The organism is Tenacibaculum sp., from assembly GCF_050290165.1.
Lineage (GTDB): Bacteria > Bacteroidota > Bacteroidia > Flavobacteriales > Flavobacteriaceae > Polaribacter.
Map to the genome: position 1 here is coordinate 236,950 of NZ_JBNKHD010000015.1, position 13,106 is coordinate 250,055.

16 protein-coding genes and 1 pseudogene are annotated in these 13,106 nt (G+C 31.7%); all 17 read right to left on the reverse strand.

What is annotated here, in order from left to right; all coding sequences use genetic code 11:
* Positions 1-13: 13 nt before the first annotated feature.
* Positions 14-403: a VOC family protein gene (locus ACQY6M_RS12230; RefSeq protein ID WP_428742170.1), complete on the reverse strand. Its 390-nt coding sequence runs from the start codon at positions 401-403 to the stop codon at positions 14-16.
* Entirely contained in the window at positions 400-771 is a 372-nt protein-coding gene (locus ACQY6M_RS12235; protein WP_133537079.1) for a nuclear transport factor 2 family protein, read from the reverse strand. The genes ACQY6M_RS12230 and ACQY6M_RS12235 overlap by 4 nt, the downstream gene beginning before the upstream one ends.
* Positions 772-808: 37 nt before the next feature.
* Positions 809-1,672, reverse strand: coding sequence for a GNAT family N-acetyltransferase (locus ACQY6M_RS12240; protein ID WP_428742171.1), 864 nt, complete (start codon positions 1,670-1,672; stop codon positions 809-811).
* Positions 1,673-1,951: 279 nt separating this feature from the next.
* A complete protein-coding gene (gene budA, locus ACQY6M_RS12245) occupies positions 1,952-3,532 on the reverse strand; it encodes an acetolactate decarboxylase (protein WP_428742172.1) in 1,581 nt (526 codons plus the stop codon).
* A 3-nt stretch (positions 3,533-3,535) separates the two neighbouring features.
* Positions 3,536-4,543, reverse strand: coding sequence for a zinc-dependent alcohol dehydrogenase family protein (locus ACQY6M_RS12250; RefSeq protein ID WP_428742173.1), 1,008 nt, complete (start codon positions 4,541-4,543; stop codon positions 3,536-3,538).
* Between the two features lie 68 nt (positions 4,544-4,611).
* Positions 4,612-5,517 (reverse strand): AraC family transcriptional regulator, encoded by a 906-nt coding sequence (locus ACQY6M_RS12255; protein WP_428742174.1) that lies wholly within the window; start codon positions 5,515-5,517, stop codon positions 4,612-4,614.
* A gap of 87 nt (positions 5,518-5,604) precedes the next feature.
* A complete protein-coding gene (locus ACQY6M_RS12260) occupies positions 5,605-6,303 on the reverse strand; it encodes an ArsR/SmtB family transcription factor (protein WP_428742526.1) in 699 nt (232 codons plus the stop codon).
* A gap of 6 nt (positions 6,304-6,309) precedes the next feature.
* The gene (locus ACQY6M_RS12265) at positions 6,310-6,780 is read right to left on the reverse strand and encodes a DinB family protein (RefSeq protein WP_428742175.1); all 471 of its coding nucleotides are present in this window, start codon (positions 6,778-6,780) and stop codon (positions 6,310-6,312) included.
* 117 nt (positions 6,781-6,897) lie between these two features.
* Entirely contained in the window at positions 6,898-7,599 is a 702-nt protein-coding gene (locus ACQY6M_RS12270; protein WP_428742176.1) for a transglutaminase-like domain-containing protein, read from the reverse strand.
* A gap of 54 nt (positions 7,600-7,653) precedes the next feature.
* Complete coding sequence (locus ACQY6M_RS12275; RefSeq protein ID WP_428742177.1) at positions 7,654-8,403, reverse strand: helix-turn-helix domain-containing protein; 750 nt, start codon at positions 8,401-8,403, stop codon at positions 7,654-7,656.
* Positions 8,404-8,454: 51 nt separating this feature from the next.
* Positions 8,455-9,543: pseudogene (locus ACQY6M_RS12280) on the reverse strand (serine hydrolase domain-containing protein).
* Positions 9,544-9,615: 72 nt separating this feature from the next.
* A complete protein-coding gene (locus tag ACQY6M_RS12285; protein ID WP_428742178.1) occupies positions 9,616-10,194 on the reverse strand; it encodes an NAD(P)H-dependent oxidoreductase in 579 nt (192 codons plus the stop codon).
* A 5-nt stretch (positions 10,195-10,199) separates the two neighbouring features.
* Positions 10,200-10,541 carry a hypothetical protein gene (locus ACQY6M_RS12290; RefSeq protein WP_428742179.1) on the reverse strand — a complete coding sequence of 114 codons (342 nt, stop codon included), beginning with the start codon at positions 10,539-10,541 and terminating at the stop codon, positions 10,200-10,202.
* Positions 10,542-10,599: 58 nt separating this feature from the next.
* Positions 10,600-11,181, reverse strand: coding sequence for a Crp/Fnr family transcriptional regulator (locus tag ACQY6M_RS12295; protein ID WP_428742180.1), 582 nt, complete (start codon positions 11,179-11,181; stop codon positions 10,600-10,602).
* 76 nt (positions 11,182-11,257) lie between these two features.
* Positions 11,258-11,986: a GNAT family N-acetyltransferase gene (locus tag ACQY6M_RS12300; protein ID WP_428742181.1), complete on the reverse strand. Its 729-nt coding sequence runs from the start codon at positions 11,984-11,986 to the stop codon at positions 11,258-11,260.
* On the reverse strand, positions 11,983-12,432 hold the full coding sequence (locus ACQY6M_RS12305) for a DMT family transporter (RefSeq protein WP_428742182.1): 450 nt from the start codon (positions 12,430-12,432) through the stop codon (positions 11,983-11,985). The genes ACQY6M_RS12300 and ACQY6M_RS12305 overlap by 4 nt, the downstream gene beginning before the upstream one ends.
* 48 nt (positions 12,433-12,480) lie before the next feature.
* Complete coding sequence (locus tag ACQY6M_RS12310; RefSeq protein ID WP_428742183.1) at positions 12,481-13,089, reverse strand: Crp/Fnr family transcriptional regulator; 609 nt, start codon at positions 13,087-13,089, stop codon at positions 12,481-12,483.
* Positions 13,090-13,106: the final 17 nt, after the last annotated feature.

Sequence of the window (13,106 nt, forward strand, 5' to 3'; positions counted from 1 at the left end):
TTACTTAGAGATATTAGCCTTCGTATTTGTGATATTCGGTAATAATCCAAAAATACCCGTCGAGGTCTCGTAATGAGAATTCTTTTTTCATAGAATTAGGGTTTAAGTTAATATCCTCTTCAATAGGGTAGCCCATTTTCTCAATATTTTGCCGAATTCCCAGTAAGTCGTCTGTTTTAAAATAGAGAATCAGCCCATTTCCAGGGGTGATATCTGAATTTATCATCGTAGGATGTTCGTGTTCTCCCCATACATGAAGACAGAGTAAAACTTCATTGTTTTTATCAACCAGTACAGCAAAATTATCTCCTTCATGAGTTCTTTTACACTCAAAAGCAGCTTGATACCATTGTGAGCTTTTGTTTACATCTTTAACGGCTATGATAGGATCAATTTTTGTCATTCTTTAGCTTTTACAATTGCTAGATTATTGACGATTTTCCATTTGTTATCAATATCCAAAATGAGGGAGTTGTAAGAAAGAAAATTATTTTCAGCACTTTCAATTCTCAGTTTTACAGAAGCGATAATTCCACTATGGTCAATTCCTTCGATAACCATTTTTCTGGGTAGCCCCCCAAAAATGCCATTTTGAATATTATTCAAATACTCTTGTTTATCAATAACGGTAACTCCAGAAGTCCCCATAAACCCGTTATTGGTGACTCTGAAATCTTTGTGTAACACTTTGTCTAAAAGTTCAACATCGCTGTCATCACCACCTTTTACAAAATCTATAATTGATTGTCTTATTTTGTCTTTTTCGCTCATATTAATTTGTATTAAGATTTTTCGTTGTTAACTAGCTTTAACCTAACTCAAAGGTTGTAATTCCGTATATTTTATCAATAGCTACCTTAGGGGCTTGACCATAATACATTCTCGCACATTCAAAAACATATTTTGCGTCGTATTTGTTCACCAAATCAACCGCTTTTGTATTTATGGTAGGAATATCGAGATATACCGAATCTCCAGAAGCGGTGTTTAAACAAGATTTATACAATTCTTCGGCAATTTGATTGTTGTTAGCAAATAGAGGGCCTATTTTATAACCTTTATCAACCTTTCTAATAACTGCGTAGCCTAAAACCTCATTATTTTCTGAATATTTAAAAGTGTTGCTTTGTGGCATTGAAAACCAACTTTTTAAAAACTCTTGTCTTTTGTAACCAAAACAAGCAATATCATACTCAAAAAGTTTTTCTAAATCTTCTGTTTTAATAGGAGATATGTTAGGACTGACATCCATTTTCTTACCTATGCACTCATATCTTTCATCTCGAAAGGCTATGTTAAAGCCTCCTTTTTCATAAAAAGGCTGCATGGCAACAACACCATCCATTCCTATAGACGCATTCTTATCAAGTCTTTTGATAAGAAGATCCCTTCTTAAATACCACAGTTTCTTTCCAATTCCTTGTTCTCTTAAATCAGGGCGTACAATGAACAATCCCATAAAACCAAACTCTTGGTTGTAGGAAACAACAGCACCACCAGCGATTAATTCCTTATCATTATAAAATCCGTAAAAACCATCAGGATCAGTTTTCCAAAACACGGTAGAATCGTTTTTTCCAGGATTCCATCCTTCATTTTTTGCCCAATCTACTAGGGTATTTACACCATCTTGATTGAGTTTTTTTAATTCTAGGTTTTCTACACTTATCATCTATACTGTGTTTTTTTAACCAAAATGTATTATTTATAGCACGTTTTTTTTAGTTGTACGAAGTTTTGAGAGTTTTCATTAGCAACCAAAAAGCAATTACATTTTATTTAGCTAAAAATAACAATTTTTAAACTTCTAATTTCAATCTATTTTTCAACAGAAATAATTGTTATCTCTAATTTCATGCTAAATGTAAATATAAAAGAAAAGTAAATACAGTTTTGATTAGGTATCAAAACTGTATTTATAACTAGCTATTAGTAAAGAGTTTTTGGTGTGTTATTTACCATGTTCAACTATTTTTAGTGCTGCATTTTCTCTTTTTTGAAATTCAAAATTTTGAAATTCAGAATTGTTTGGAGTATCCATTTCAAAGGTTTTTAAAACAGCAATTTCAATTTTAAGGTTATTTCCTTTAAAATCTAAAGTATGTCCGCCTTGTTTTGTGTCCTTAGATAGAAAGTGAAAATGAAAACCACTAACGTTAATACCGTCTAAATAATTAGGTAAGAGAAAACCAACCAATGTTCCTTCTGTGTTTTTATACTCAAAAAAATGTTGTTGATTGAGCATGTTTGTCAATTTTGGAAACGGTTCTTTTTCAACAGGAGAAAAGGCTCTTGTTTTCATATAATCAAACGTACCTGAAATTTTTATGGCATACATTTTATTTGAACTCGGCAGCACGTTTTTAATAGTACTCAATAAATTATTTTTATCAGTTAATGAGGTTTGAATAAAAGTAGTGTCAAACTTGAAGAATGTAACAGAAGCAAATGAGGTTAGGTGACTATTATCCAGTTCTGTTGTTTCTCCTGTTGACTTTGTTTGGTAAGCCTTTCCGTTAACCAGAGTCATCTCACCATTTAACATATCTGGAGCTCCTATTCCAAAATCTCCTTTTAGTTTTAAATTTTTAATAGGAAGTGTACCGCGATAAAGTCCGCCAACAAAGCCGTCAATAATACCATAGTTGTATAGGTTGTTGACACTTTGTTGTTTTTTGTTTAATTGTTTCCAATCAGAGATTAGTACACGGTTATGAAACATTTGAGGCATGTATATGCTTGAACTTTTTTGGTCGTAATAGATATCAGCAATACTTTCTCCTGTGAATTTGAATTTGGCTTGTTGATTTTTAAGGTCATAAATCCAAAGTTTTCCAGAACCATTTGTTGGAAAAGTTATCCAGTCAGAGATTAATAAGTGATCATTGTCTATCCATTCGATACCATCAAAAAAGCCATTGGTAATGTTAGGGAGTTTTTTAAATTCTGAAATTTCAGATTTCAAATAAACACTACCATCTCCATAATTTTTACCATTACTACATACCAATAACTCTTTTGTTTTTTGGTTGTATGCTATACCATTAACCGTAGGAATGTTTCCAATGATAGTATATGTTTTTTTAATGATGTTTATTTTATAAATATTTCCAGAAACGGTTTCCGTTACTCCAATAAAACCATTTTCTAGTTGACAGATGTCGTTTAAAAGTATTGCTTCAGGAATTGTAAGCTCAAAAACAGTTTTTCTATTGTTTATATTAAAACCAACAATTCTCTCCAAATCAGCCACAAAGAGTATGTTATTTACAATAACCATTCCTTTAGGGGCATTTAATACACCTTTTAAAGGGAGAAACTTTTTAGTTAAAATAGTACCTTCTGCTGAAATTTCACTGATAAAACCATCTGCATCTTTTTTGATAAAATCTTGACCTTGATTGGAAACAAAAAATCGTTTACCATTAGAAATTATACTTTCAGGCATTGAAAAGCCATTAGTTATTTGTTGTGAAAAGCTTACCTTCCAGAGTAGTAAGAAGGTAAGGGTAATAATATGTTTTACTTTCATTTTTTAGAATTTGATGATAATTTTCCCGAAAGATTTCCCTGATTTTAATTTTAAGAAGGCTTCTTTAGTTTTTTCTATAGGGAAAACGCTATCAATCACAGGTTTTAGGTTGTTTTTTTCAATTGCGTGTACCAATTCGGTTAATTCTTGTGCATTACCAACTGAATACCCTTGAAGTCTTATGTAATTCATAATCAAAGGGAAAATATCGATGCTTGCTTCGCTTCCCGACATAAAGCCCACTAAACCTACATAAGCATTTTCTTTACAGGAAAGGATACTTTGTTTAATAGTTTGATTGCCTGCGACATCTAAAGTAAGATCGACTCCGATTCCATCATTTAATCGTATTACCTCGCTGCTCCATTCTTTTATTTCATTGTAGTTGATAACTTTATCAGCTCCTAAAGCTTTTAACTTAGCTTCTTTTTCTTTACTACCTGTGGTGGCGATGACTTTAAGTCCAAAGGTTTTAGCAATTTGTAGGGCAAATAACGAAACTCCTCCGCTACCTTGAATTAAAATTGTTTGTCCTGCTTTGATGTTTGCTAATGATACTAAATTAGACCAAGCAGTAAGTCCTGCTACAGAGAGTGATGCAGATTCTTCGTCGGTAAGGTTTCGAGGGGCAGAAACTAAAGTGTTTTCTGGTTGAACGGTAAATTCAGATAGTGTTCCTGGTAACTGCATTCCTGTACGAAGTTCATTATTGTAGGATGTCATTTTCCCAGCTTCCCATCTAGGAATAAAAGGAATAAGTACGCGGTCTCCTTTTTTCCAACGAGTTACATTCTTTCCAACTTCTTCAACGATTCCCATACCTTCTGAAACAGGTATATGAGGAAAATTTAAGTTAGGCATTATGTTTCCTTCTACCATTATCAAATCTAAATACTGAAGTGAAACTGCTGAGGTTTTTACCAATACTTCGTTTTCATTTATGGTTGGTAAAGTAATGTTTACTAATTCTAAATGGTCTATACCAAACTGTTCTAATTGTATTGCTTTCATATCTTTTATTTTATGAAGCAAAATTAGAATCTTGATCTCAGTCTAGATTATGTGAATCAAACTATGTGTTATGAAAAGGAAACCTCTGTCTTACGGAAAGTATTAGGAGTGCTTCCAGTTTGATTTTTGAAAAAAATATTAAAGTTTGAAGGATGCTCAAAACCTAAAGAATAGCCTATTTCAGCAATATCCCAATCGCTATTCAGTAAAAGCGCTTTTGCTTCTTTAATCGTTCGTTCAGAAATCCATTGACTTGTGGTTTTTCCGGTAATATTTTTTAATGATCGGTTAAGGTGATTTGTATGAACATTAAGTTGGGTTGCAAATTCGTTGGCGTTTTTTAATTTAATGATTTGATTAGGAGAGTCAATAGGGAACTGCCTTTCCAATAATTGTATAAATAAAGAACAAATTCTTTCAGAAGCGTTAGTTGGTTTGTAGAAAGTTTCGGGAGGTTGCATTCTTAATGCTTCGTGCATAATAATTTGAACATAACTACGTATCAAATCATATTTATTGGGGTAATCGGACTGTATTTCTCTGAATATGCTTTCAAAAATTCCGACTAATAGATTTATACTTTTTTCATCTGGGCAAAAAACAAAATTCCCACCCACTTTAAATAATGGTGATTGTGAAAGGCTTTCACTTTTGAGGTTTTGGGTTACAAAATCTTCCGTAAAAAGACAAAAATAACCTGTTTGGTTTGTGGATGTAGGCTCCCAAGAATATGGAATTAGAGGGTTCATAAAAGTTATAGTATTGCCTTTTATGTTTATAGATTTTCCGGCAGAAGAGATAGTACCTTCACCATTTAAGATTAACGAAATTTTGTAAAAATCTCTTCTGTTTGTAGGGAGTGAAGTTGAATCACAAGCAAATTCTTCACGCTTGTATATATTGAACTGACCTCTAGTTTTATTAGTTTGATTGTGTTGCGCGTAAAAGTCGTCTATTGTTTCTTTTAATTTCATTTGGTGAAATTATGAAAATCAAATAATTCTATAACATCTTGTGTTATTTAATAAAAAGGATTGTCAGAGAGTAAGTTTAAAACAGTTTTATATTTCTAAATTCAATCTATTTTTTAGCTCTATTTTTCCTGTCGAAGTAATAAATACTTCTCTAGAATTGGCTTTTTTACGAATCCAGTCTTTTTCAATCATGAGTTCAAGAAGTGAAGCGCCCAATGCTCCAGCAATATGGTGTTTCCTTTCACTCCAATCTAAACATTGGTGAGCGAATGAGCGTTTTTTCTGTTGGATACTATGGATGTCTACTCCGATTTTATGAAACCATTCTTCTCCAAATTCGGTAACAGCATACTCTTTCCCAGAAATTTTAATGATTTCGTTGTCTAATAAAGACGTTGTTAATTTAACCCCAAGTTTGCCTGCTAAATGGTCATAGCAAGTTCTGGCATACGTAAAATCGTTTAATTGAGGAGACTTAATTTTTTTGTAGTCTTTGTCTATGGAAATTAAACTAGCCATGGATTCTATTACCTGAGCTACTTCATTGTTGGCAAGTTTAAAGTATCGATGTCTTCCTTGTTTTTCTACAGTTAAAAGATTAGCTGAAGTCATTTTTTTTAAATGATTACTAGCCGATTGTAAAGAAATATTGGCACTTGCAGCCAATTCAGTAGCAGTATATGCTCTACCATCTAATAAATTCCATAAGATGATAGAGCGAGATTTATCTCCTAAAATAGCAGCGATTTTACTAAACTGATTTTCTAATTCTTCGATAACTTTTATAGTTTTCTAATCCCATATTTGGGCTCGTTTTACTCCTAGTGTTCTTAAATATCCTAACAGTTGTCCTGTATGAACTGATTCATGATAGGCAATTCGATTTAAATAATCTCCTAGCTTTTTGCTTTGTCCCACTTCTTTTCGTTCTATTCGTATGCTCTCTAAATCAGTTTCATCAAGTGTTTTTATCATATCCATAAAACTGTTTCGATATTTCTCCGCAAAATTAAGCTCATTTTTTAAATCTGAGTACGCTAAATTTTTCCAAGGAGATACATAATCACCTAAATCACCTCTGTTTTTAATAATCGTATGAAATAAATGCTCACCTTCAAGAGTGTGTCGTATCATTTCAATAATAGAAAAAGCTTTTTGATCTGGTTTCCAATTTAAAAATTCTGTGGGAATATTTTCCCATAACTTGATACTTCTTCTTCTTGTTTCTGAAAAGTTTAATAAGATAATTTCAATTGCGTTCATACTTACGTTTAAATTAATTGTTGGTGATTAGGGAACAAAAGTAAATGACACTTTTATAGTATAGTTCATTTTAGAATGTAGTATGGAAGTTTTAAGTATAGGCACTTAGGATACATTTTACTTATTGTTTCTTATCTTATTAACATTCTTGTTCATACTTTGTCTAACAATATTACGGAAAATAAACTTTTTAAAAGCGCCTAGCTTTTGTTGGTGTTTAGCGTAAAATTCATCAGGCGTGTCAAAGAGTCCGAAATCTTGGTTTATCCCTTTGTCTTGTATGAATGTATTATTTAAATTCCATTCAATAGGTGGATTTTCAAAGTTATCGGTATAGGCTCCATAACCACAAAATGTAGTTTTGCAGTCGTTGTTTTTTTCTTGAAGTCTTTTCAAATATTCCTTGTCAAGAATAACACCTTCCAAAAAATACCATGTATCATTTATATAAATTTCTACCCAGCTATGTAAAATGTTTTGAGGAGATATTGTATACCAAATTCCACTAATAGCCCCTTTTTGTAGTGCTTTGTCAATAGTAAATCCGTGAATTCTATTAGGGATTCCTGTAGCTCTTAAAAGTGCCATTAATAAGGTAGCTTTCGTGTTACATTGCCCGTATCCATCTTTCAAAACTTCGGTTGCAGGGATACCATCAGATATATTGTATCCAAATTTTATTTCATCTCTAGCATAGTTGTAAATAGCTTTAACTCTTTCTACGGGATCTAATTGTTTCCAATTACGGTCATTTATTAGTTTTTGGATGGAATTGTCAGAGTAGTTTAAAGTTTTAGTTTCCTTTAAATAATTGTCCATACTTCCTTTTGCTTGTTATTTAATTACAATGCAAAGTTGGTAAGAGGAGCAAACTTAAACTTGTATAAACTGGCTATTCTTTTGAACCATAAATTTAGGGGTTAGTCCAAATGTTTCTTTAAATGTTCTTGTGTAATGAGAACTATCAGTAAATCCAAACATGTGGGCAGTGTCGGTAATAGAGTTTACAGATAAAAATGGTAAAGACTTTATCATTTTATTCCAAAGTTGATACCTTCTAAAATTGAGTCCTGTTTTTTCTTTGAATAAATGAAGGAAACGAGAAGGAGATAAACAGCAGATTTCAGCAATTTCCTCTAAACTGTATACTTTTTCGAAATTATCATCAAAAAACTCCAAAGCTTTTATAATTCTATCGTCATTTGAGTGGTTCTCAATTTTACAAGAACATTGATATTCATTTAAAGTATCGGTAACTAATGTACAAAGCTCTTTAAAATTAATTTCGGAGGTGTTGAATTTGGAAAGGATACTAACCAACTTATTTTTAAAACCAGTTTCAAGTATTGAAACGTTCAATTCTCCATAGTTTATATAGAGTTGATGTCCTAATGAACTTAAAGGATTGATTAGAATGGTTAGTTGAGTTTTTGGACTTAAGAGTTTATGTTCAACTCTAGACGAAACAAAAAAAGAATCCCCTGATTTTTCTGTTCCATCTTTTGAGGCCAAATTCATATTAGGTTTTTCAGAAACACTTATCTGTAAAGCATAGTGCTTGTGAAACTCATTAGTAGTTAAATCACCAACAAAAAGACCAAAATTTTTATCAAAATGGAACATGTTTTTGTTTTTCAGAGATAGTTAAGAACAAGCAATAATTTATACACTATTTTACTTATCTTCAAGTATTATAGTTGCAATTTGTGAGTTAATTTGATTTGGCCTAATTGTCCAGTTTAAAGCACCATTAGTTAACAAAATCACTGTAACATTTTGATTGGTTTTTTCATTCCAATAATGTCTGAAAGAGGAAATTCCAGCCCCTCCATGTCCGACCATTCTATAATCATTTTGAAGTCTATATGATTCCCATCCTAACCCAAAGTAGCCATCTTTTCCACTTTTTAACTTTACAGGAGCCCAAACTTTTTCGAGTTGTTTTTTTGTTATGATTTTTTCTTTTTGAATGACTTGAAACCATTTTGCTAAATCATTTATTGAGATATTTAAACCAGCACCAGCATACATAGGACTAGAATAATTTAAAGGAAACATCTCTAAACTCCCATTTCTTTTTTGGTAGCAAGTAACCCTATTAGGAATAACTTTTTTAAATCCACCGTACTTAGCTGAACTTAAATTGAACTTATCGAAATATTCAGTTTACATATACGATTCAAAATCCTGATTAGCCAATTTTTCAATTATAGCACGAACTAGTAAAAATCCTGTTGCATTATATTTTGACTCTGTTCCAGGGTCAGAACTAAATGGTTTGTCTCTAAGGGCTTCAATAACAGTTTTTTCACTATCAGGAGCTAAATAAATTTGATAATCTATTTGGTCTGGAACACCAGAGGTATGAGACAGTAATTGTTTGAGAGTTAATTTTCTCCAAGATTTTGGTAAGTCGTTTCTGTTTGGAAGAAAATCTTCTAAAGTTTCATTTACATCTCGTTTATGAATGCTTAATAATTTATAAAGTGCAACCGAACTGAATAATTTGGATATTGAAGCAACAGGAAAAGACTTATCTATAGTCATAGGTACTTTAAGCTGAGCATGTGCTGAACCGAATGATTTTTGGTGTACTACCTTATTGTCAACGAGGATTACGTAGTTTAATCCAATAATTTTTAGGCTATCTATGGTACTTTCTAAATAGGCATCAGTTTTACTAAAAACACTTTTATCATTTTCTTGAGCATAAGATTTTCCTATTAAACAAGTGATTAGCAATAGTTGTAAAATTAGTTTCATTAGTTATATTTTTTTTCAATGACAGATGAGATTTGAAATTGTTACAGTTTATAAAAAAATAACGGTTATTTTTTATTTGTTCATTGTTCCAAGAGTTGCTACTTTTTTCAACCATTTAGCTCTAAACTTTTCTTTTGATAATCTTATAGGACCAATAGTAGTAATTTGCACTTTTTTTACTCCTATATAGTTTAATGTTAGTTTTTTCATAGCATTATGACTCGGGCTTCTATATAGCCATTTATAGTACCAAGCAGGTTGGTCTAATGTGCAAATTATTCTGGCTGTTTTTCCTGTAAAACATTTATCCCACCATAAAGACTTTTCTCTTTTATTAAAAGCAAAACCAGGAAGTAAAACTCGGTCTAAAAAACCTTTCATAATTGCAGGTACTGAGCCCCACCAAATGGGATACACCAACACCAAATGGTCTGCCCACTTTAGTTTTTTTTGCGCTTCTAATAAGTCAGGTTCAAGTTCTGTTCGTTTTCGATAACCAAATTGAAGGTTAGGGTTAAAGTTTAATTCTCGGATGTTTATTTCTTGTATTTCAGCATTCGATTTTTTAGCGCCTATTTTATAAGCTTCAGAAAGAGCATAATTAAAACTTTCCTTATCTGGATGTCCGTTTATAATGAGTATTTTCTTCATTTATCTTAAAAAATAGGTTTTAATGTTGCTTCAAATTGAGAACCTGTTAAGTTTTCTGTTTTAAAAAACTTATACAGTATAAAACAGGTAGGTATTGTTAAAAAGACTGTGCAAATTATAAAAGTACTAAGGCTACAAAATATGCCTAAAATTTGGGTGCCAACTTCTCCTATATATGAAGCGATATTGTTTTGTTGATTTTTAAAATAAATATGAACCGATAAGGCATACTCATAAAACCGAATTGAAGTTTCATAGACTAGCCAAGTAGGATAAAACCACTTTCTAATAGGTTCCCACCATTTTCCCCAGATTGACTTTAGTTGTTGTTCGTTGTTATCTTCCATTGTTATTGTATTTGTTAGCAAAATTGCTGTAAATGGAAGGCTTATCATTTGATATAAATCAAATTCGTTTTTTGGGGTTTCTTATCCTGCTCAACGTTTCTAGAGTTATTCCTAAATAAGAAGCAATATGTGTAAGGGGAATTCTGTTGGTTATAAAAGGGTAAATGTTAAGTAGGTGTTTATATCTTTCTTCTGCTTTGTTGAATTGAATGGTGTATAAGCGTTCGCAAAGCCCTAACATGGTTTCAGTGACTATCTTACTAATTAAGCGTTCAAAGTCGTGATGCTTTTGAGAAAGCTTATCAACAGTATCTTTTGAAAATTCCAAAACGGTTGAATCTTCAACAAATTCAACATAATGGGGACTTGGTTCGTTACTAAAAAAGCTAACTATGGAAGCCATAAACTGATTTTCGAAAGTAAACCAATCTGAAATGTCTTTACCATCTTTTAAGTAATAAGCCCTTGAACATCCTTGTACAATAAAAAAGACTTTTTTAGAGAATTGCCCTTCTCGTACAACAATATCCCCTTTTTTATATACACAAACTTTTGAATTGGTAATTAACTCTTGTTGACACTCAGTAGATAAGGGAGCGTATGCTTCTTCAATCGTTTTAAAGATTTCTTTATAATTCATCCTTTCTCATTAGTAGCCTCAAACCTACTGTTTTTTTACCAAGTTCAAAAGTTATGTATGTTAATAAGCTGTGCTTTTAAGAAGGATTGGCAATACCATAATTTTTCATTAAGAAGTCTAAAGAAAACCCTAGTTTTAAATACATTTCTTTTGCCATTTCTGAGGCTTGTAGCGTAGCTAAAGATAAGTTATTGTCAATAGCCTTATTCAGCGTATGACACATGATTTCAGTAGCAAAACCTTGTTTTCTCTTTTCAGGTAAAATTCCTAAACTATGCAAACCAGCAACGCTATCAGTAGCATATAAAATTATAGTCCCAATGAGCTCTTGTTCAAAATATACCAAATAAAAAGGAATGTGCTCTCTAGTATCAAAAATTGTTTTCGGGCTTATTTTATACCCAAAAGCTTTATCAAAAGAATGACTCCACGTATTTGCTTCTTCTTCATTTTCCACTCGTTTAAACGTAATGTTTTTCTGAGTTGTAAACTTTTCTTTTAAAAGTAAACTCATACCGTATTGCACCGATTTTAGATTGAGTGGTAATTCATTTTTATCGGTATTTTCTTGATTAAAAGGAGTAAAATAAGAGAAGGTTAAGTTTCCATAAGCGTCTAACTTTTGTTGTAGTTCTTCTATTTGTTGTGAAGAAGTAATGGAATCGGTCCAAACTCTACTAGGCCACTGCGTATTTTCAATATATGCAATTTCAAAGCTATCTTCTTTTTGATGTCCTTTATATACAGAAGAAGCTGTTCTCCATAAAGAGGTTAAGTTGTCAATGTTTAATTGTGTATGGGTCATTTTGAATTGATTAAAAGAATACTAATAGCTAAAAAAACAACTCCAACAAATCGTTTTATAGTTATGGGTTCAACAGGAAGGTTTAGCCATCCGAATTTACCTGCGAATAATGAAAAAATCAGTTGACCACAAAGCCCCAGAGCAATCATTTTTGAAATACCTAATTTGGGGATTGTGTAAAAGTAAAGTGAGATTCCTATCATACTAAATAAACCTCCAATAAACCACAGGTACCAGGGTACTTGAAGCATTAAGTCAAATTCCATATTTTCTTTTTTAAAAAAGAAGAAGAATACACTTCCAAAAACGGCGCTAGCAATAGAGGTGGAAATTACTGCTATAATTGGTTGTTTTACTATAGAACCTAGTTGAGTGTTAAATCCAGCATGAACAGCAAGAGATATGCCGCCTATAAATGCTAAAAGGTATATAAATAATATTTTCATATGACAAAGATGAAAAGTATATAGCACCTTTTTCTTTACATATGTTGATTATAGTGTCGTATTTTTTATATTCTTACGAATTCTACTCAATTGTGTTGGTGTAATACCTAAATGAGAAGCGATATAGTGTAAGGGAATACGGTTTTCTATTTCAGGATTTGTATTTATGTAGTCGAGATATCGTTCTTTCGCTTCTTTCATTACAATATCAATTTCTCGCTGTTCTTTATCAATAATCCAGTTTTTTTCAATATAAGCGACATAGAAGTTTTGTATATCTCTATGTTCTTTGATTAATTGTTTGTATTCTTTGAAAGGAAAGCTAATTATTACGGTATCCTCAATAGCTTCGAGAGAAAATTGAGAAGGTTTGTTAGTTAGTGATGATACAACTGATCCGGCAAAATCACCTTGTAAGAAAATATTTTTATGATATACATTTCCATCTTTGTATAAATAACATGAAACAACTGCTCCACTATAAAGAATGTAGATATGTTTAGAAATTTTACCTAACGGAAGTATTATCTCTCCTTTTTTAAAATGTTGAATTTTGGCTATTGAAAAGAATAAGGAGACAGATTTATCATCTACAAAAGTATACCTGTTCAGTACATTTTTTACAAATTGTTCGTATTTTTCCAAAGAGTTGTTCATAGCGATTAGTCCTGTTT